The sequence below is a fragment of the Amycolatopsis camponoti genome, from assembly GCF_902497555.1.
Classification (GTDB): Bacteria; Actinomycetota; Actinomycetes; order Mycobacteriales; family Pseudonocardiaceae; genus Amycolatopsis; species Amycolatopsis camponoti.
In genome coordinates this window covers 2,708,046-2,727,524 of the sequence record NZ_CABVGP010000001.1, presented here as the reverse complement: position 1 = coordinate 2,727,524, position 19,479 = coordinate 2,708,046, and the positions used below count along the sequence as shown (strand labels likewise).

At 72.3% G+C, this 19,479-nt stretch carries 22 protein-coding genes; 15 read left to right on the top strand and 7 right to left on the bottom strand.

All coding sequences use genetic code 11. The features are described from left to right. Positions 1–60: 60 nt before the first annotated feature. Positions 61–765, bottom strand: a complete 705-nt coding sequence (locus AA23TX_RS12965) for a LuxR C-terminal-related transcriptional regulator (RefSeq protein ID WP_155542772.1) — start codon at positions 763–765, stop codon at positions 61–63. 688 nt (positions 766–1,453) lie between these two features. Here AA23TX_RS12965 and AA23TX_RS12960 point away from each other — a divergent pair. The 11 genes from AA23TX_RS12960 (at position 1,454) to AA23TX_RS12915 (ending at position 10,666) form a co-directional block, all read left to right on the top strand. Further along, on the top strand, positions 1,454–2,137 hold the full coding sequence (locus tag AA23TX_RS12960; protein WP_155542771.1) for an LppX_LprAFG lipoprotein: 684 nt from the start codon (positions 1,454–1,456) through the stop codon (positions 2,135–2,137). After that, positions 2,134–3,375 carry an MFS transporter gene (locus tag AA23TX_RS12955; RefSeq protein ID WP_230862466.1) on the top strand — a complete coding sequence of 414 codons (1,242 nt, stop codon included), beginning with the start codon at positions 2,134–2,136 and terminating at the stop codon, positions 3,373–3,375. Before AA23TX_RS12960 ends, AA23TX_RS12955 begins: the two co-directional genes overlap by 4 nt. Further along, the gene (locus tag AA23TX_RS50085) at positions 3,321–3,674 is read left to right on the top strand and encodes a hypothetical protein (RefSeq protein ID WP_230862465.1); all 354 of its coding nucleotides are present in this window, start codon (positions 3,321–3,323) and stop codon (positions 3,672–3,674) included. Before AA23TX_RS12955 ends, AA23TX_RS50085 begins: the two co-directional genes overlap by 55 nt. Positions 3,675–3,803: 129 nt before the next feature. Continuing rightward, positions 3,804–4,382 carry a TetR/AcrR family transcriptional regulator gene (locus AA23TX_RS12950; protein WP_230862464.1) on the top strand — a complete coding sequence of 193 codons (579 nt, stop codon included), beginning with the start codon at positions 3,804–3,806 and terminating at the stop codon, positions 4,380–4,382. Between the two features lie 41 nt (positions 4,383–4,423). After that, positions 4,424–5,323: an NADP-dependent oxidoreductase gene (locus AA23TX_RS12945; protein ID WP_155542769.1), complete on the top strand. Its 900-nt coding sequence runs from the start codon at positions 4,424–4,426 to the stop codon at positions 5,321–5,323. 68 nt (positions 5,324–5,391) lie between these two features. Beyond that, a complete protein-coding gene (locus tag AA23TX_RS12940) occupies positions 5,392–6,084 on the top strand; it encodes a response regulator transcription factor (protein ID WP_155542768.1) in 693 nt (230 codons plus the stop codon). Beyond that, the gene (locus AA23TX_RS12935; RefSeq protein ID WP_155542767.1) at positions 6,081–7,460 is read left to right on the top strand and encodes a HAMP domain-containing sensor histidine kinase; all 1,380 of its coding nucleotides are present in this window, start codon (positions 6,081–6,083) and stop codon (positions 7,458–7,460) included. The genes AA23TX_RS12940 and AA23TX_RS12935 overlap by 4 nt, the downstream gene beginning before the upstream one ends. Before the next feature lie 48 nt (positions 7,461–7,508). Next, positions 7,509–8,891, top strand: a complete 1,383-nt coding sequence (locus AA23TX_RS12930) for a ferredoxin reductase family protein (protein WP_155542766.1) — start codon at positions 7,509–7,511, stop codon at positions 8,889–8,891. Positions 8,892–8,904: 13 nt separating this feature from the next. Then, on the top strand, positions 8,905–9,360 hold the full coding sequence (locus AA23TX_RS12925) for an FMN-binding protein (RefSeq protein ID WP_155542765.1): 456 nt from the start codon (positions 8,905–8,907) through the stop codon (positions 9,358–9,360). Then, positions 9,357–10,094 (top strand): FAD:protein FMN transferase, encoded by a 738-nt coding sequence (locus tag AA23TX_RS12920; RefSeq protein WP_230862463.1) that lies wholly within the window; start codon positions 9,357–9,359, stop codon positions 10,092–10,094. Before AA23TX_RS12925 ends, AA23TX_RS12920 begins: the two co-directional genes overlap by 4 nt. 44 nt (positions 10,095–10,138) lie before the next feature. Beyond that, a complete protein-coding gene (locus AA23TX_RS12915) occupies positions 10,139–10,666 on the top strand; it encodes a DUF2231 domain-containing protein (protein ID WP_155542764.1) in 528 nt (175 codons plus the stop codon). Between the two features lie 14 nt (positions 10,667–10,680). Here the strand turns inward: AA23TX_RS12915 and AA23TX_RS12910 are convergent, their stop codons facing one another. From AA23TX_RS12910 to AA23TX_RS12900, 3 genes are read right to left on the bottom strand one after another with little or no spacing between them, the layout of a single operon-like run. After that, positions 10,681–11,622, bottom strand: a complete 942-nt coding sequence (locus AA23TX_RS12910) for an SDR family NAD(P)-dependent oxidoreductase (protein ID WP_230862462.1) — start codon at positions 11,620–11,622, stop codon at positions 10,681–10,683. A 13-nt stretch (positions 11,623–11,635) separates the two neighbouring features. After that, the gene (locus AA23TX_RS12905) at positions 11,636–12,109 is read right to left on the bottom strand and encodes a TspO/MBR family protein (protein WP_155542763.1); all 474 of its coding nucleotides are present in this window, start codon (positions 12,107–12,109) and stop codon (positions 11,636–11,638) included. Further along, on the bottom strand, positions 12,106–13,473 hold the full coding sequence (locus AA23TX_RS12900) for a TIGR01777 family oxidoreductase (RefSeq protein WP_196425299.1): 1,368 nt from the start codon (positions 13,471–13,473) through the stop codon (positions 12,106–12,108). Before AA23TX_RS12900 ends, AA23TX_RS12905 begins: the two co-directional genes overlap by 4 nt. A 172-nt stretch (positions 13,474–13,645) precedes the next feature. Between AA23TX_RS12900 and qcrB the strand changes: the two genes are divergently transcribed. The 3 genes from qcrB to AA23TX_RS12885 are packed head-to-tail and all read left to right on the top strand — an operon-like array spanning position 13,646 to position 15,890. Next, entirely contained in the window at positions 13,646–15,214 is a 1,569-nt protein-coding gene (qcrB, locus tag AA23TX_RS12895; protein WP_155542762.1) for a cytochrome bc1 complex cytochrome b subunit, read from the top strand. Beyond that, a complete protein-coding gene (locus AA23TX_RS12890) occupies positions 15,211–15,594 on the top strand; it encodes a hypothetical protein (protein WP_155542761.1) in 384 nt (127 codons plus the stop codon). Before qcrB ends, AA23TX_RS12890 begins: the two co-directional genes overlap by 4 nt. Continuing rightward, positions 15,591–15,890, top strand: a complete 300-nt coding sequence (locus AA23TX_RS12885; protein ID WP_155542760.1) for a DUF3099 domain-containing protein — start codon at positions 15,591–15,593, stop codon at positions 15,888–15,890. Before AA23TX_RS12890 ends, AA23TX_RS12885 begins: the two co-directional genes overlap by 4 nt. On the opposite strand, the gene AA23TX_RS12880 is transcribed toward AA23TX_RS12885, so the two are convergent. After that, positions 15,855–16,706, bottom strand: a complete 852-nt coding sequence (locus AA23TX_RS12880; RefSeq protein WP_155542759.1) for a MerR family transcriptional regulator — start codon at positions 16,704–16,706, stop codon at positions 15,855–15,857. The two genes, AA23TX_RS12885 and AA23TX_RS12880, sit on opposite strands and share 36 nt — an antisense overlap. A gap of 134 nt (positions 16,707–16,840) precedes the next feature. Here AA23TX_RS12880 and AA23TX_RS12875 point away from each other — a divergent pair, with 134 nt between their 5' ends. After that, the gene (locus AA23TX_RS12875) at positions 16,841–17,254 is read left to right on the top strand and encodes an ATP-binding protein (protein ID WP_155542758.1); all 414 of its coding nucleotides are present in this window, start codon (positions 16,841–16,843) and stop codon (positions 17,252–17,254) included. 77 nt (positions 17,255–17,331) lie between these two features. On the opposite strand, the gene AA23TX_RS12870 is transcribed toward AA23TX_RS12875, so the two are convergent. Both AA23TX_RS12870 and AA23TX_RS12865 read right to left on the bottom strand, forming a co-directional pair. After that, complete coding sequence (locus AA23TX_RS12870; protein WP_155542757.1) at positions 17,332–18,309, bottom strand: trypsin-like serine peptidase; 978 nt, start codon at positions 18,307–18,309, stop codon at positions 17,332–17,334. Positions 18,310–18,615: 306 nt separating this feature from the next. Beyond that, positions 18,616–19,479, bottom strand: a complete 864-nt coding sequence (locus AA23TX_RS12865; RefSeq protein ID WP_155542756.1) for an oxygenase MpaB family protein — start codon at positions 19,477–19,479, stop codon at positions 18,616–18,618.

The window sequence follows — 19,479 nt, the reverse complement described above, 5'->3', positions numbered from 1 at the left end:
GCCGGTGCGGCGACCGTCATGAATCCCCGGGATCAGGGTTCGGTCTGCAAAGGATCCGGATCAGCTGGATTCCGCCAGCACCCGCAACGGCGGGGGCGCGGTCTCGATGCCCCACTGCCGCCCGCGGATCGCCGCCATCACCTGACCCCGGCCGCGGACACCCAGCTTCTCGAGGATGTTGTGCACGTGGTTCTTCGCGGTGGTGAGCTGGATCTGCAGCAGCCGGGCGATTTCCTTGTTCGAGTACCCGGACTCGATCAACGCGACGATCTCCAGCTCACGGGACGTCAGGTTCACCAACGCCGCGGGACGGCGATCGCGGGCCAGCGCGGCCAACCGGTCCACCAGTCCGGCGGCGATGTCCGCCCCGCAGGTGAATTCGCCCTTGGTGGCCGAGCGGAGCGTGCCGACGAGATCGGCGAAGCCGTGCTCGTTCGTCACGTAACCGGCGATCCCCGCCTCGGCGCAGGCGATCACCTCGGCCGGCCGGTCCGGGATGCCCAGCACGACGCACGGCACCGCGGTGATCCCGGCCAGCCGGTGCAGCGCGGTCAACCCACGCTCACCGGCCATGTCCCCGGTCATGTCGAGCAGGATCACGTCGACGTCCGGCCGGTCCAGCAGCGGCACGGCGGTGTCGACGCCACCCGCCGTCCCGGTCAGCCGGATGCCGGGCTCGGCGTCGAGCAGCCGCGCCAGGCCTTCGACGTAGATGCGCACGGGTGAGATGACGACGACCCGCAACGTCGGTGGTCTCTCTTCCATAAGGCAGAACCCCCAGTCCCTGTGAGGACCACGCTGACACGAGCCGTCGACAATCCGTCGACAATCCCGCTCGGCCCTAGGCCGTTCCAGCGACCCGGTTACCCCCGGTTGACGTAGTGTCGACGGATTGTGGACGCGCTCCGTGATCGTGGCGTCTGCCGGGCCCGCGCGGCCGTGGACGGCGGCACGCAACGCCTTCGACGCAGCCAGGATCGACGGATCCAGGCCTTCACCTACGAACTCCCGTTCACCGGCGGGGCTCCCGGCGCGTTCGAAAGGGCAAGATCGGCGCACTGTCGTCGATCGTGCCGGGCTCGGCCCCGCCGGGCGTGAAGAACAAGCCACAGGTCGACGGCGCGCGTGGGTGCTCAGCGGCGACGTCGCCCGCGTGACCCCGCCGGTCCCGGCGTCGCTCCCGCAGGACGGCGACAACAGATAGCGATCAGTGACTGAGGGGTGCGCGTGGTGCGACCGGCGGTTCGCCGGCCGCACCACGTGCGGGAGGGGCGGACCGGGCCGCTCAGACGCGCCGGGCTTCCTCCACCGCGTTGCGTCCTTTGTAGATCATCGCCGTTCTCCCGCGGAGGCCCGACTCCGCCGGGACAACCCTGAATCCGCGGGAAAGTCACTCCGTCACGATCGCGAGGCGGTTTGTCCCGGGATGCGGCTCCTGATCTAGGGTGGGCGCATGATTCTGCGGCGTACCCTGCTCGCGGCGATGGCCCTGAGCGCGGCGATCGTCACCGGCTGCTCCTCCTCCGACGGCGGCGCGTCGCTGCCCGACGCCGGCGCCCTCCTCAAGGACAGCGCGCAGGCCGCGGGTGGCGTCACCAGCACGCACTTCACGCTGAAGGTCAACGGCACCGTGCCGGGCCTGAGCGTGCACAGCCTCGACGGTGACCTGACCAAGGCCAACGGCGGTGGCGCGAAGGGCACCGGCACGCTGGAGCTGATGGGCCAGGTCGTCGACGCCCAGTTCGTCCTCGTGAACGGCTCCCTGTACATCAAGGGACCCACCGGCGGGTTCCAGCAGATCCCCGCGATGCTGAGCTCCTCGATCTACGACCCGTCCGCGATCCTCGACCCGCAGCGCGGCATCCCGAAGGTGCTGTCCTCGGTCCAGAACCCGAAGACGGAGGGGAAGGAAGACGTCGACGGCACGCCGACGTACCGCGTCACCGGGACGGTGCCGAAGGACGCGCTGGCCGCCCTCGTGCCGGGGGCGTCCTCGGACGCGAACGCCACCTTCTGGCTCCGCCAGGACGGCGGCCACCTGCCGGTCAAGGCTTCGCTGGGTTACCAGGGCGGGGCCAGCGTCGACGTGACGCTGTCCGACGTGGACAAGCCAGTCACCGTCACCGCGCCGGCGTGACCGGGCTGACCGGCTCGCGCGGCGGCCGCGCGCTCGCGGTCGGCGCCGGTGGTCTCGCCGTGCTGCTCGGCGCGTTGGACACCTACGTCGTGGTCGGCCTGCTGCGGCAGATCATCGACGACCTGAGCGTTCCGGTGAACCGGCTGGAGATCGTCACGCCGGTGATCACCGGCTACCTGCTCGGCTACGTGGCCGCGATGCCGCTGCTCGGCCAGGCCTCCGACCGGTTCGGCCGCAAGCTGCTGCTGCAGGCCTGCCTCGGTGGTTTCCTCGCCGGGTCGGTCGTCACCGCGCTGGCCGGCACGGTGCCGGTGCTGGTCGTGGGCCGGGTGATCCAGGGGACCGCCGGGGGCGCGCTGCTCCCGGTGACCCTCGCGCTGGCCGCGGATCTGTGGCCGGGCAACCGCCGCTCCGCCGTACTGGGGACCGTCGGCGCCGCGCAGGAGCTCGGCAGTGTGCTCGGGCCGCTCTACGGGATCGGGCTGGCCGCCGCGACCGGCTGGCGCGGCGTGTTCTGGGTGAACGTCCCGCTGACCGTGCTGGCCGCCGTCGCGGTGCAGGTTTCCGTGCGCGGCACCAAACCTGCCGTACGGCCGCGAGTCGACCTCGGCGGTGCCGCGCTGGTGGCGCTCACGCTGGCGTTGCTCGTCATCGGCCTGGACAACCCGAACCCGCGTGAGCAGGTGCTGCCGCCGTGGGGCGTGCCGTGCCTGATCGGCGCCGGGCTCAGCCTCGTCGCGTTCCTCTGGTGGGAGTCGCGCGCCGAGGTCCGGCTCGTCGACACCGCGAACGTGTCGCTGCGGCCGTTCCTCACCGCACTCGCGACGAGCGTCGCGGCGGGGGCGGCGTTGATGATCACGCTGGTCGACGTCGACCTGTTCGCGCAGACCTTGCTCGGCCGCGACGACGGCGGCAGTGTCGAGCTCCTCCTGAGGTTCCTGGTCGCGTTGCCGGTCGGTGCCCTGCTCGGCGGCCTGCTCGCCACGCGGATCGGCGAACGCTGGATCGCCGGCGCCGGGATGCTGATCGCGGCCGGCGGCTACCTGCTGATGTCCCGCTGGCCCGCCGACGTTCTCGCGCCAGGTCCATCCTGGGGCTGCCACGCCTCGACGTCGACCTGGCGCTGGCCGGCCTGGGGCTCGGCCTGGTCATCGCCCCGTTGTCGGCGGTCGCGCTGCGTGCCGTGCCGCGCGCCCAGCACGGCGCCGCGGCGGCCGCGGTCGTGGTCGCGCGGATGACCGGCATGCTGGTCGGCGTCGCCGCCGTGTCCGCCTTCGGCCTGCACTACTTCCACACGTTGACCGCGTCGCTGAACCCGCCGATCCGGATCCTGTTCCCCTCCGCACCGGCCTACGACCACGCACTCGCCGACTACCTCGGCGCGGTCCGCGAGGCGCTGCTGACCGAATACCGTGCGATCTTCCTGATCACGTCGGCGGTTTGCCTGGCCGGCGCGGCCGTCGCCGTGTTCATCGGCGGCCGGACGCCCCGGACTGCCGTGAGTGCTGAGCCGAGCCGGTCCTCCACCGCACCTTGATCGAGCACCTGACCTCGGGCTGACGCGGAAACCGCGGCTTGCGGGGTTGGTCGCACCGAGCTATTTTCGATACGAAACGGTAGCGTAGTGGAAGTGAGGGGCAGCGTGGGTACACCTGGGTCCAGCGGCGTGCCTCGGCCCTCGACGAAGGGACGGCCGCGGGATTCAAGCCGTGACCTGGCCATTCTCGACGCGACCCTGGCACTGCTGACCGAGGTGGGATACGAGCAGCTCTCCATGGAAGCCGTCGCCGGGCGTTCCGGGGCCGCGAAAACGACGATCTACCGCCGCTACCCCGACAAGGCGGCACTGGTCGCCGCGGCGGTCGAGCGCCGCGGACCCGCGAAACCCCCACCGCCCAGGGGAAAGAACCTCCGGGCGGACGTGCACGCCCTGACCGCCTGGCTCGCGCGGAACATCTCCGAACAGGACGTCGGCCTGCTCGGAGCCCTGTTCACCGGCATGCGCAACGACCCGCGGCTCGCCCAGGCGATGCGGCGGATCCTGCGTCGGGACGAGACCGCGATGACCGACAACCTCGGTCACCCGACGGCCGAGCCACTGGCACCCGGGGCGGCCACACTCTTCGCCGAAGTCGCGCCGGCGCTGATCGTGCATCGCGTCGTCGTCGTGGGCGAGCCGTGCGACGCGGCCTTCGTCGCGCACCTCGTCGACGACATCCTCCTGCCGCTCCTGCGCCGCACCTGAGCGTCCGGCCGACCCGAATCACCGGCAAACCGGGAGACACGATGAAAGCAGTACGTTACGACCGATTTTCCGGCATCGACGGGATCTACCTCGCGGACATCCCCGAACCCGTCGCCGGCCCGGGCGAGGTGGTCGTGCGCGTCGAAGCCGCTGCGCTCAACCCGGGAGCGCTACCGGCGCTGCACGGCAGTTCCTACACGCCGGGCCGCGATCTCGCCGGTGAAGTCGTGACGGTCGGCGCCGACGTGCCCGGCTTCACCGCCGGTGACGCGGTGCTGGGCCGCCTGCAGAGCTGGGACGCCCACGCCCAGTTCGTCGCCATCCCCGCGGACCAGCTGGTGCGCAAGCCCCAACCCCTCTCCTGGGACGTGGCCGGCTCGCTCTACACCACACCGATGGCGGGCCTCGGCGCCATCCGGGCGGTCGCACCCCGGCCCGGCGAGACCATCGTGATCTCGGGCGCATCGGGCGGCGTCGGGTTCACCGCCGCCCAGCTCGCACGTCGCGCCGGAGCCACGGTGATCGGACTGACCAGCGACGCGCATTCCGACCTGCTCCGCCACCACGGCATCGAGCCGGTCCGGTACGGCGACGGCGAACAGGAGCGGATCCTCGCCACGACCGATCGAGTCGACGCCTTCATCGACACGGCCGGTGGCGGCTACCTCGACCTCGCACTCACCCTCGGCGTTCCGGCAGACCGCATCGACACCGTCGTCGACTATCGCGCAGCGAAAGAGAAAGGCGTCAAATCCCTCGGAACCAACGACGCCGGCGGCCTCCCGGCGCTGGCGGAACTGGCCACCCTCGCCGCTTCCGGCGACCTGCACATCCCCATCGCCGCAACGTATCCGCTCACCGCCGTGCGCGACGCCTACCAGGCACTGGCCGACCGCAAGACCCACGGGCGCATCGTGCTGCACCCCCAAGACCTCGCCTGAGCCCGTCGAAGCTCGCGTCGAGCGTCCTGCCGAAACCCGGCAGGACGTGGAGCCCGCGCGCGGGCATCATGGCGGCCATGCCACACCGCGTCCTGCTCGCCGACGACGACCGCGCCATCCGCGAGTCGCTCGTCCGCGCCCTCGACCTCGAGGGCTACCACGTCACCGAGGTGACCGACGGCGTCGACGCCCTCGCCACCGCCCGGCGCGACCCCTTCGACGTGCTGATCCTCGACGTGATGATGCCCGGCGTCGACGGCCTCGGCGTCTGCCGGGTCCTGCGCGCCGAAGGCGACCGGACCCCGATCCTCATGCTCACCGCCCGCGTCGAAACGCCCGATCGCGTGGCCGGCCTCGACGCCGGGGCCGACGACTACCTGCCCAAGCCGTTCGAACTCGACGAGCTCCTCGCCCGGCTGCGCGCCCTGCTGCGCCGCACCTCGCCCGAACCGGACGCACGGCGCACCCTGCGGCTCGGCGAGCTCGCCGTCGACCCGGCCGCCCGGCGGGCGTGGTGGCAGAGCACCGAGATCACCCTGTCGAAAACCGAATTCGACCTGCTGGAACTGCTGGTGCGCAACGCCGGGATCGTCCTCGACCGCACCACGATCTACCAACGCATCTGGGGCTACGAGTTCGGCTCCGACTCCAAGAACCTCGCCGTCTACATCGGCTACCTGCGCCGCAAGCTCGACCAGGCCGGCGCCACCGAGCTGATCCACACCGTGCGCGGCGTCGGCTACTCGGTGCGGCCGGCATGAACCTGCGCAGCAAGCTCGCGATCGGCTTCGCCGGCGTCGGCGCGGCCGCGGCCATCCTCGTCGGCGTCCTGAGCTACCAGGCCGCCTCGGAGCGGATCGACGCGGAGCTGGACCGGTCGCTGCTCACCACCTCGGCGGAAGTCGCGGCCGGCGCGACGCAGGTGCTCGCGCCGAGCCCGGTCACCCGCGGCCCCGATGACGACGACCACGACGAGGCCCAGCCGATGGTCGCCCAGGCGATCGCCGCGGACGGCACCACCCGGCCGCTCGGCGGGCGGCCGGTGCGCCTCCCCGTCGCCGACGCCGACCGGGCACTCGCCGCGACCGGCTCGCTCGGTGACCACCGCTACTGGAACCTCACCGCCGGCCGCGACGACTACCGCGTGATCACCGTCGCCCTCGGGCCCGGCCGCGGCGCCGTCCAGCTCGCCATCGACGTCGACGAGTCCCGGCACGTGCTGAATGGCCTGGCCGCGCGCATCAAGGGCGTCAGCGCCCTGGTCCTGGCCGCCGCGGCGCTCGCCGGCTGGCTGCTGGCCCGCCAGATCACCCGGCGGCTCGTCCGGCTGACCGACGTGACCGAGCAGGTCAGCGACGGCCGCCTCGACGACGTCACCGTGCCCACCGGCGGCCGCGACGAGGTCGGCCGGCTCGCCACGTCGTTCGACCGGATGCTCGGTCGGCTCGCCGACGCCCGCGCCGATCAGGAACGCCTGGTCCAGGACGCCGCCCACGAGCTGCGGACGCCGTTGACCAGCCTGCGCACCAACGCCAGCGTCCTGCGCCGGTTCGCCGAGCTGACCCCGGACTCGCGCGCCCGCCTGCTCGACGACGTCGACGGCGAGACCCGCGAGCTGACCCACCTCGTCGACGAGCTCGTCGAGCTGGCCACCCGCCGCTACGAGGCCGAGGAGGCCACGCCGGTCGAGCTGGGCGAACTCGTCGAGCGCGCCGCCGACCGCGTCCGGCGCCGGTCGGGGCGCGCCATCACCGTCGAGGCCGGCGCGTCGGCGCTGACCGGGCAGGCGAAGGCGCTGGAACGCGCGGTCGCCAACCTGTTGGAGAACGCCGTGAAGTTCGCGCCCGACGGCCCGATCGAGGTCGAGGTCCGCGACGGCCGGGTTCAAGTGCTCGACCGCGGCCCCGGCATCGGCGACGACGACGCGGACCGCGTGTTCGACCGCTTCCACCGCGCGGACAGCGCCCGCGGCCTGCCCGGCTCCGGCCTCGGCCTGGCCATCGTGCGCGACATCGCCCTCGCCCACGGCGGCACCGTGTTCGCCGAACCGCGCCCCGGCGGGGGTGCCGTGGTCGGGTTCACCGTCGGCGCGGATCTTCTCTTACCGAACTCTCACCCTCGTCACGTCGACGGCTAACCCGGCTCCGGAAGGGTGGACCGCGGAAGCGATCACCCGAGGAGCCCGATGTCCACCACCCTCACCGCCCGCCGCCTGGCGCGGCCCGCGGTCCGCGCGTGGTGGCGGGACGCCGCTGGCCTGACGGCCTGGCTGAGCGTCCTGTTCGTAGTCGCGCTCTGGGTGTCCGGCCGCGGCCTGCAGGACATCGGCACGGACTTCTTCACCTCCACCGGACGGCTGACCGGGCTGCTGTCGGCCGACCTCCTGCTGCTGCAGGTGCTGCTCATGGCGCGCATCCCCTGGGTCGAGCGCAGCTACGGCCAGGACGAACTGGCCCGGCGGCACCGGCTCGTCGGCTTCACCTCGATCACCCTGCTCGCCGCGCACCTGGTGCTCATCACCCTCGGCTACGCGGCGACCGACCGCTCCGGCGTCCTGGCCGAAGCCTGGGCGCTGGTGACGACCTACCCGGGGATGCTCCTGGCGGCCGCCGGGACGGCCGCCCTGATCATGGTCGCGGTGACGTCGGTGCGCGCGGCCCGGCGGCGGTTGCGCTACGAGTCCTGGCACCTGCTGCACCTCTACGCCTACCTCGGTGCCGGGCTCGCGCTGCCGCACCAGCTGTGGACCGGCGCCGACTTCACCGCCTCCCCGGTCGCGACCGCGTTCTGGTGGACCGCCTACGCCTCGGCCGCCGGTACCGTGCTCGTCTTCCGCGTCGGACGGCCGGTGTGGCTCAACGCGCGGCACCGCCTGGTCGTCGAGCAGGTCATGCCCGAAGGCCGTGGTGTCGTCTCGGTGTACCTGCGCGGCCGCGACCTCGACCGGCTTCCCGTGGCGGCGGGCCAGTTCTTCGTCTGGCGGTTCGCCTCCGGACCGGGCTGGACGCGCGGCAAGCCGTTCTCCCTCTCCGTCGCCCCGGACGGACACCGGCTGCGGATCACGGCGAAGGACCTCGGCGCGGGCAGCCGCCGGCTCGCCACCCTCCGGCCCGGCACCCCCGCGCTGTTCGAAGGCCCGTACGGCCGGCTGACCGCGACCGTCCGAAAAGGACGGAAGCTCGCGATGTTCGCCTCCGGCATCGGCATCACGCCCCTGCGCGCACTCCTGGACGAACTTCCCTACGGTTCCGGCGAAGCGGTGTTGTTCCAGCGCGCCGGCCACCCGGCCGACCTGCTGTTCCGGCAAGAGATCGAGGACCTCGCCGCCCGGCGTGGGGTGCGCGTCCACTACCTGCTCGGCCGGCGCTCGCACGACCGCACGTCCTGGCTGCCCGCCGGGTACGCCCCCGTGCCCGACGAGCAGGTGCTGCGCCACCTCGTGCCCGACATCGCCGACCACGACGTCTACGTCTGCGGCCCCGACGCCTGGACCGCCGCCGTCCTCGACAGCGCACGCCGCGCCGGCGTCCCCGCCGACCGCGTCCACGCCGAGCGGTTCGCCTGGTAGGAAAGGACTTCCGATGCGCAGGATCGCCATCGCCTTCGCGGCGACCGTGTCCGTCGTCGTGCTGCTGTTCAGCTACCGCACCAGCACCGACCAGACGCCGGTCGCTGCCGGGCGTCAACTCGGGCGCACCCAGCCGTCCCACACCGCGAGCCCGCCCGCCTCCGGTGCCCCTTCCGCCGCGCCTTCGGGCGGCGACGGGACGTTCACCGGAGCCGCCGCCGACACCCGCTACGGCCCGGTCCAGGTGCGGATCACCGTCGCGGGCGGCAAGATCACCGACGCCCAGGCCGTCGAGTACCCCCAGGAAAGCGGCCGCGACGTCCGGATCAACTCCGAGGCGGTGCCGGCGTTGAACCAGGAAGCACTGCAAGCCCAGAGCGCGCAGATCGACACCGTCAGCGGCGCCACCTACACCTCCGAGGGCTACCAGCAGTCCCTGCAGTCGGCGATCGACCAGGCCCACGGGTGACCACCACGCAGCGCCGTTCCTGGACGCACCCCGTCATGGGCACCCAGGCCAGCCTCCACCTGCGCGGCCCGCGCGTCGACTCCGACCCCGCGGTCGAACCGGCCGTGGCGGCGGTGTTCGGGCACCTGCGGGCCGCCGACGAGCTGTTCAGCACCTACCGGCCCGATAGCCAGGTGAGCGCGCTCCGCCGCGGTTCGCTGCCCCGCGACCGCCGGCACCCGTGGCTCACCGAAGTCGTCGAGCTGTGCGAAGAGGCGCGCGACCGCACCGACGGGTACTTCGACGCGTGGCTGCCGGGCGGTTTCGACCCGTCCGGCCTGGTCAAGGGCTGGGCGACGCAGCGGGCGGCCGACGGCCTCCGCACGCTCCCCGGATTCGACCACTACCTCAACGTCGGCGGCGACATCACGGCGCGGGTCGGCGTCACGACCACCCCGCCGTGGCACGTCGCGGTCGAAGACCCGGCCGACCCGAGCGCGTTCCTGACGATCCTCGACGTGCGCACCGGCGGAGTCGCGACGTCCGGCTCGGCCGCCCGGGGCGCGCACATCGTCGACCCGCACACCGGCACCCACCCAGACGAGCTGCTGGCCGTCACGGTCACCGGGCCCACGCTGCTGTGGGCCGACGTCTTCGCCACGGCCGCCTTCGCGCGCGGCGGGCACGACGTCGAGGTCTGGGTCGCCGGCCGCGCGCCCGGTTACCGGGTCGCCGCACTCGCCCGGGCCCCTTGAACCTCATCGATTCCCGTTTCCGCACACCCTCCACAAAGGACACCATGACCACCGTCAACGGCCTGCCCGCCCACGTGCTGCTCGTGCACGCCATCGTCGTCCTGCTCCCCCTGTCCGCGTTGCTGCTGGTCCTCAGCGCGCTGTGGCCCGCCGCACGCGGCAAGCTCGCCGGGCCGAACGCGATCCTGTCCGTCGTCGTGGTGGTCCTCGTGCCGATCACGACCGACGCGGGCGAGTGGCTGGAACGCCGCGTCGCCTCCACCCCGCTCGTGCGGACCCACACCGAGCTGGGCGACACCGCGCTGTGGGTGGCGATCCCGGTGGCCGTGCTGGCGCTCGTCGTGTGGTGGCGCCGCCGAGAAAGCCTGCGAACCCAGGCGGCCGACACCGCCGCCCGTCGCACGTTCCTCGCCCCGGCGTCGACAGCGGTGACAGTGGTGCTCTCGGTCCTCGCTGTCGTGGCCGCGGGTGCGGCGGTCTACGACATCTACCGCATCGGCGACTCGGGGGCCCAGGCCAGCTGGCAGAACCAGTTCAGCTCCGCCCCGGCACCGCGCGCCCCAGGCCACTGACCCGGCGACAGTGCTCAGCGTCCGATGGGTCCGATGGCATCCAGGCAGAACCGCAGCAGCCGTTCCACGTCACCGGGCGCCGGTCGCGTGCCGGGCAGCACGTGCGTGGGCCGGTCCCGCCGGTCGTGCCAGAACCGGCCGGCCGGCGGTCCGAGCCGGGTCGCCGCCAGCCAGACCGCCGTGTCGGCGCCTTCCTCGGCGGTGCGCAGCGCGGGCTCGAGCAGCCGCCGGAACGACGGGAGCGAGCCGGCCAGGCCCGGGGTGTCCGCCCAGCCGGGGTGCGTGCTGTGCACCGCGATGCCGTCCGGACGCCAGCGTTCGGCGAGCGCCGGCGTGAGCTCCACCTGCATCCGCTTCGTGCGCGCGTACGCGGTCGCGCCTCGGTAGCGGCCGCCGCGGTACTCCGGGTCGTCGGCCGCGAGCTTCTGGGTGTACATCCCGCCGGACGACACCCAGATCACCCGGGCGTCCGCCGACGCCCGCAACGCGGGACGCAGCAGCTCGGTCAGCAGCAGCGGTCCGAGCACGTGCGTGGCGAACGTGATCTCGTGCCCGGCCACGCTTTCCTCCCGCCGCGGCGGGAGCACCCCGGCGTTGTGGACGAGCACGTCCACGCGCGGCTCCGTCGCCGCGAACTCGCGCACCGAAGCGAAATCGGCGACATCGCACCGAGCCGTCCGGACCTTCGCCTCCGGGACGGCCGCGCGGACGCGGCTCAGCGCCCGCTCCCCGCGTTCGACGTTGCGCACCACCAGCACCACTTCCGCGCCCAGGCGGGCCAGCCCGGCGGCCGTCGCTTCGCCGAGGCCCGAGCCGGCCCCGGTCACCAGCGCCACCCGGCCGCGCAGCGCGTCCGGCGCGGGGTCGTCCGCCGGCCAGGTGCGGCGCCGCAGCGCGTAGCCGAAGCGGGAGTAGCCGACGACCACGGTGCGGTCGAGCAGGGTGTCGAGCAGCAACGAAGAACTCCGATCAGTTCAGGACGACGATCGCCGCGTTGAGCGCCGTCGCGAAGAGCGTCCAAGCAAGATAAGGCAGCTGGAGGGCGGCCGCCGCCGTCGAGCGGCGCCGGAAGACGACCGCGGTCGCCACGATCACGACGTCGAGCACGACGATCTCCACCAGCGCGACGGTGTAGGCGCCCGCGGCGAAGAACAACGGCGTCCAAGCGGCGTTGAGCACGAGCCCGGCCGCGTACCAGCCGAACTCCCGCCGCCTCGCCCCGGTACGCCAGAACAGCCAGCCGGACAAGGCGATCGTCAGGTAGAGCACCGTCCACACCGGACCGAAGAGCCACGACGGCGGCGCCCACGGCGGCTGCGCCAGTCCGGAGTAGACGACGCGGGACCGCGTCGCGGCAAGACTGCCGACGGTGGCGACGACGGCCACCGCGGCGACGAACCCCGCCAGGGCCAGCGGCGGAGCGGGTCGAGGGAGGGTGGTCATACCGGCTCTCCTACGGTCGGTCGTGCGTCCGATCCGGTCGTGGCGCCCAGCACGTGGGCGAGCGCGTCGCCGAGCCGGCGGTGACGGAACTCGTGCCCGGCGTCGAGCAGCCGCCCCGGCCGGACCCGCTGGTCGGCGAACGCCAGTTCGCGCGCCCCTTCGCGGCCGAGCAGCAGCCGCGGGCCGAACGACGGCACGGCCAGGACCGCCGGGCGGTGCAGCACCTGCCCCAGGGTGCGCGTGTACTCGGCGTTCCGCACCGGTTCGGGGCCGGTGGCGTTCACCACGCCGTCGAGCGCCCGATCCGTGACCGCCCGCAGGTAGACGTCGGTCAGGTCGTCGAGGCCGATCCACGGCATCCACTGGCCGCCGGTCCCCAGCGGCCCGCCCAGGCCCGCGGCGAACAGCGGGCGCTGGAGCCGGAGCACGCCCCCGCGCGGGCTGAGCACCAGCCCCGTCCGCACCCGGACCACGCGGATCCCCGCCGTGGACGCCGGTTCGGCGGCGGCCTCCCACTCTTCGACGACGTCGGCGAGGAAGCCGTCTCCGCGCTCGCTGTCCTCGGTCAGCACCTCGTCGCCGCGCTCGGGCCCGTAGAAGCCGACCGCGGACGCCGAGACGAACACCCCCGGGCCGTCCGGCGTGCGGGCGGCGAGCTCGGCGAGCTTCCGGGTCGGGCCGATCCGGCTGTCCCGCACGGCCCGCCGGTGACGCTCGTCGAACCGTCCGGCCACCGAAGCCCCGGCCAGGTGCACCACCGCGTCGACCCCGGCGAGCAGGTCCGCGGCGGGGTCCTCCGGCCGCCACGTCCGCTCGTCCGGGGTGCGCGCGGTCCGGCGCACCAGGCGGACGACCCGGTGCCCGCCGGTGGTGAGCAACGCCGTCAGCGCGGTGCCCACCAGACCGCCGGCGCCCGTCACCGCGACGGTCAGCGGCTCGTGCCAGTACCGCCGCTGCGCGGCCAGGTCGGCGGCCAGCTGGCGGTGCCGGTAGGCGAACATCGAGCGCAGCACCGCCGCCGGCACCGGCGTCTCCACGCGGTCGGTGAGCACGGTGCGGCCGGGGCCGTCGGCTTCGAACCGGTGGGTGTGCCGCCAGTGCAGGACGGCCGAGAGGCCCGGCGTGGCGAGCCGGTCGACGAACTGGTGCGGCGGCCGGTAGCCGGCGGACTCGTGCGCCGCGGCCCACTTCAGCCCGCCGGGCAGCACCAGCTCGGCCGTCCCGTCACGCAGGGAGTCGCTCTCCGCGCCGACCCGGACCGGCTGCCACGGCGGGGTGAGCCGGGTCATCGCCCCGGGCAGGCCATGCCAGGCGAACACTTCGTCGAGCGGGGCGGAGACCACGCCCGAGAACTCCACGGTCACGTTCTCCTCCGATGCAGGTCCGACTCAGATGACGCCTCGACCTTACCTTTTGCCGCTGAATTCCGTCGATTTCGACCATGCTTTGCGATGCATCTTCGATGCATCCACGTGCATTCGCGGCGCACCGGTGTGACGATCGAAGCCGAGGCACGAGCCGGGAGGAGGGGTGCCGATGAGTTCGCTCACCACGCCGACCAAGGGGTCGAGCCCGGTCGAAAAGGCATTGGCCGACGCCGCGGACAACGCCGACCAGCGGTACCACGCGGCCAAGGGCCTGCGGCACCAGCTGAACAAGGTGTTCCCGACCCACTGGTCGTTCCTGCTGGGCGAGATCGCGCTCTACAGCTTCATCATCCTGTTGCTGACCGGGGTGTACCTGACGCTGTTCTTCGACCCCTCGATGCAGGAGGTCGTCTACCACGGCAGCTTCAAGAACATGCAGGGCCTGGAGATGTCGCAGGCCTTCCGCACCACCCTGGACCTCTCGTTCGACGTTCGCGGTGGGTTGTTCATGCGGCAGCTGCACCACTGGGCGGCGCTGATCTTCGTGGCGTCGATGGCCGTGCACATGCTGCGGATCTTCTTCACCGGCGCGTTCCGGCGCCCGCGTGAGGCCAACTGGGTGATCGGCGGGCTGCTGCTGATCCTCGGGTGTTTCGAGGGTTTCTTCGGGTATTCGCTGCCGGACGACCTGCTCTCGGGTACCGGTATCCGGGCGACGTTGTCGGGGATCGTGTTGTCGGTGCCGGTGATCGGTACCTGGATCCACTGGGCGCTCTTCGGTGGGGAGTTCCCGGGCGATCAGATCATCCCGCGGTTGTACACGCTGCACATCCTGCTGCTGCCGGGCATCATGCTCGCCCTGGTCGGGGCGCACCTGGCGCTGGTGTGGTACCAGAAGCACACCCAGTTCCCGGGGGTGCGGCGCAAGGAGACCAACGTCGTCGGTGTGCGGATCATGCCGTACTTCGCGTTGAAGGGCGGGGCGTTCTTCACCCTGGTCGTCGGGGTGCTGGCGTTGATGTCGGGGCTGTTCCAGATCAACCCGGTGTGGAACTTCGGGCCCTACAACCCTTCCCAGGTGTCCGCCGGGTCCCAGCCGGACTGGTACATGGGGTGGGCCGACGGGCTGCTCCGGATCTGGCCGCCGTGGGAGGTCTACCTCGGCGACCACACCGTGCCGCCCGTCTTCTTCGCCGGCGCCATCGGCATCGGGGTGCTCGTGACCTTGCTACTGAGTTACCCCTTCATAGAACGGAAACTCTCGGGCGACACGGCGCACCACAACCTGCTCCAGCGTCCGCGCGACGCACCGGTCCGCACCTCCATCGGCGCGATGGCGATGGCGTTCTTCCTCGTGCTCACGTTGTCGAGCTTCAACGACATCTTCGCCGTCCAGTTCGACCTGTCGTTGAACGCGACGACGTGGGCCGGGCGGATCGGGTTGCTCGTCGCACCGCCGTTGGCGTATTTCATCACCTACCGGGTCTGCCTCGGCCTGCAACGAGCCGACCGCGAGGTGCTGGACCACGGCGTCGAGACGGGCATCATCAAGCGGCTGCCGCACGGTGAGTTCATCGAGATCCACCAGCCGCTCGCCGCGACCCCGCTCGACTACCAGGGCGCGCCGGTGCCGAAGAAGATGAACCAGCTGGGCTCCGCCGGCCAGGCCGTCCCGGGATCGCTGCTGACCCCGGACCCGGCCGAGGAAACCCGGGCGCTGAGCCGGGAGCGACGATGACCGTCCTCGCGCCCCGCGACGCCGTCGCCACCCGCCTCGCGGCCGGGTGCGCGGCCGGAGCGGCGCTCTTGTCCGTGTTCGCCACGGCGACCGGTTTCCGGTCGCTGCCCCTGGAGTCGCCCGCCGTGGCCGCCGTACTGGCGCTGACCGTCCACGCCGCGCTGATCCTGACCATTGTGGACAGTCACGACCGGCGGCTGCGCGGCACGGCGATCACCGTCGGCTCGGCGCTCGCCTGCTTCCTGCTCGCCGGCTCGCTCTGGTCCGCGACCCTGCGGTTCCCCGGGCATCCGGGGCTGGTTCTCCTCCAGGTACTGGAGAACACGGCCGGTCCGCTGGCCGTCCTCGCCGTCCACACCACCCCCAGGAGCACCTCGTGAGCCCGCCGGTCCTCATCACCACGGCCGCGCCGTCGGCCGACGAACAACTCGCCCGGCGGCGGCGCAAGTACGTCGTGATGATGGCCTGCCGGATCCCGTGCCTGGTCCTCGCCGGGCTCACCGCGCACATCTGGTGGCTGGCCCTGGTGTTCCTGGCGATCTCCGTCCCGCTGCCCTGGGCCGCCGTGCTCATCGCCAACGACGTCCCGCCGCGCCGCCACGACCGCGTCCACCGGTACCGGCGACCGGGGCTCCCGCGGTCAGCCGCCGAACCCGGCCAGGGCCGCGGTGAATGACGGCGGCACGAGGTCGCCCACGGTCGGCAGCCCCCGCCAGCCGGGGCCGGCCGGACGCACCGGCACGCCGTCGCCGTGCAACGTGCGCAGGATCCGCACGTCCGCGGACTGCGACGTCATCGACCACACGACCACGGCGCTCGGCACGAACCGGGTGGCGACCACGCGCAGGACGTCGAGCGACACCAGGCCGTTCAGGAAGATCGCCGGTGCCCCGTCGTCGTTGAGCGCGGCGCTGAGCATCTTGACCGGCAGCTCGTGGCGCTCGGCCGGACCGCACACGAAGACGACGGGCCCCGAGCCCGCCCGAGACGGTGCGGGCGGCCGGTACCGGTCCAGGGCCCCAGACGCCGCCGTCGCCAGCGCCCACTCCGCGGCCATGGCGTTGCGGTCGCCGCGCTGCGCCCAGCGTTCCCCGATGGCGCGCAGCACCGGCGCGATGACGTCGGTCCACGTCTTCGCGACGCCCAGGGTGGCGAGCGCGTCTTCGACCAGGCTGCCCATGGTGGCCAGGTCGAGCTGCTCCGCCGTCTCGGCGAGCCGTTGCCGTCGCTGCCCGGCGGTCGCTCCGGCGGCCGACCGCTCCAGCACCAGCCGGGCGGCGTCGCCCGCGCTGGTTCCCTGGGCCTGCAGGGCCCGCATCCGGCGCAGCCGCTCGACGTCCTCGGGCGTGTACCGCCGCCGGCCGTTCGCTTCCCGCTCCGCGGCGCCGATCCCGTACCGCTGCTCCCAGGTCCGCAGCGTCACCTGCGACACCCCGAGCGTCCGCGCGACCTCGCTCGAGCTGAAGGACCGCGTCCCGGCGGTGTTGCTCATCCGGCCTCCTCCGTGGACGCGTATTGAATCACGAAGTGAGGGCCGACCGGGGTCATCGGCGCCGGTCAGGCGGCGATTCTTCGCCGGTTGGATCGAGAGTGCATCGAACGGTCCGGACGGAACGAGGTGCGGCAATGGACACTGACCGCCTGTGCGCGCGGGTCGCCGAGGTCGCCGAAGGCGTCTACGACCTCCGGCTCCGGCCGGACCCGCCGGTGGTCCGGCGCTGGCTCGCGGGCCGGCTCACGTTCGGAACGGCCCCCGCGGCCGCGCTGGGGTACACCGTGCTCGTCGCCGACGAGCTGGTCACCAACGCCTACGACCACACCGGCGTCCCGCTGCGGCTGCGGTACAGCCGCCACCGCACCGGGTTGCTGCTCGAAGTCACCGACGCCGCACCCGGCAAGGCACAGACCCTGGCGGCCATCCGCGACGGAGCCCGCGGTGCCGGCACCGGCTTGGCGGTGGTCGCGAGCCTGACGCTCGACTGGGGCGTCCACCACGACGCCGCGGAGAAGACGGTCTGGGCCCTGATGCCCACGAAGTGAACCGGGCTCCGGAACCGGCGGCGCGCCCGCCGGAAGTGGTTCCGGCGGGCGATGGTCGGACGCTTGCTCCGGCCGTCCTAGAACCCGGCCGCCTGGGCGGCGTTGAGCACCGGGACCCACGTGTTCGACGCGGTACGCGCGTAGAACGAGTTGGTGGACCGGTCACTGCCGGAGGTGACGCCGAGCAGCTGGTTGCTGCCGTTGATCACCGGGCCACCGCTCCAGCCGCCGAACGCGACGCAGTTGTTCGTGAACAAGTAGGTGTCGCCGTTGAAACCGCCGGCGTTCCGGCCGTTGCCGAGGCAGCGCAGCTGGTTCTGGCCGCCGTACAGCTCCTGCGGGTACCCGTGGGTGTCGAAGCCGTTGATCGTGCCGGAGTTGTTCGACACCCAGCCGAGGCCGCCGACCACGTTGGTGATCTTCGAGGCACCCTGGGCGGCGATCGCCACGGTCGCGACGTCGTCTTCGTGGGTGACACCGTCATTGCCGTGGTTGAAGTACGTCGTCGGGATCCAGAACGTCGCCGCGCTCCACGTGCCCAGCGGGCGGCTGTTGTTGTCGTAGGACGGGATGAAGATGAAGTTCTGGCTCCACACCGACTGGCCGGCCCCGCCCTGGAACACGCAGTGCGCCGCGGTGGCGACCACGCTCTTCCCGGTGGAGTTGATCACCGAGCCGGAGCACACGTAGGTCAGGCCGTCCCGCGGGTTGAAGAAGAAGACCTTGCCGGTCACCCGCGTGTTGAAGTCCGATGTGTAGGGCCGTGCGGCCTGCGCGTTGCCGAACTGGTCACCGCCGGGCGTCAGCACCGGCGAAGCGACCTGAGGTACCGCGGCGGCCTTCGGCGCGTCCTGGGCGACCGGTCGGGCACTCCGCAGCCGCTCCGGCGTCCAGAACTTCTCGAGCTGTCCCTGAGCGAACTGGCCGACCTGCGGAGACTGCACTACACCGTCCGGCGACGCCGCGGACGCGAGCGGTGCGGAGACCAGCGCGGCGCCGGCCACAAGACCGGCCGACACCAGCAGGGTCTTCAACCGCGAAGCACGAATTCTCATGGTTCCTCCCTCGAACAGGAATTGCACGAAACCGGCGCGTGGCAACCACGGCGCCGAGCGTGCGAAAACATCGGATGACGGCCGATCTCCCCGGGATCGGCGAATCAGGCAACCCCTCGAAGGCAGCGGAAACCGCTGCCGTGAAACAGTGTCGGCATTCTCGAAAGTGCTGTCAACAGACAATCGGAGCAACGCTTGGTACGCCGATCAAAATACATCAATTCCAAATCGGAATCATTGTGACCGTGCAGTATTTTCCGTTGGACACGTTCGCCATTAGCGCGTTTTCGCGCCGCATGGCGAAAATCACCCGGGTGCGGTCATCACCCAGCGAGCCGCCTTGACGACGCTCAGACCGGCGACGCGGACGAGGGTGGACTCGGCCACCGGCAGGTGCGGCAACCGCAGTTCCGGCCGCGCCCAGCCGGGCAGCATCGCGGCCGCCGACGCCGCCAACGCCGCGTAAGGAGGCTTCGCCGCCCACGGAACCGGCGGGGTGACCAGCAGGAAGCGAGCCGCCAGCCGGGCGTCGCGAGTGCCGTGGAGCTCCGGCCGGTACGTCGCGAGCGCTTCTTCGAGTGCGGCCACGGTGACCGGCGGGCCGGGCACGCCGAGCTTGCGGGCGACGACCGCGGTCTCGGCGACGTACCGATCGCACCCCGCGTCGTCCAGCGGGTGGGCGCCGTACCGCTGGTGGGCGCGCAGGAAGCTGTCGACCTCGGCGATGTGCACCCACGTGAGCAGGCGCGGGTCGTCCGCACGGTACGGCCGCCCGTCCGGGGCGACCCCGCGGACCCGGCGGTGCACCGCGCGCACGGTCGAAACCGCCCGCTCGGCGTCGTCGGCCACGCCGAAGGTCGTCGTCGCGAGGAACGTGCTGGTGCGCTGCAGCCGGCCCCAGGGATCACCCCGGTAGCCGGAGTGCGCGGCCACCGCCGCCATCGCCAGCGGGTGCAACGACTGCAGCAGCAACGCGCGCAGGCCACCGACGAACATCGCCGTGTCGCCGTGCACGCGGTGGATCGCGCTGTCCGGGAGGAACCACCGGGGACCGGGCGTTTCGTGGATGCGAGCCCGGTTCCGGGGACCCTCGGGGCCCGCGACCCGCGCGAAGAGGGCGTCGCGAGCCCGCTCCCGGATGGCGGCCACCACGGACGGCGTCACGGCCAT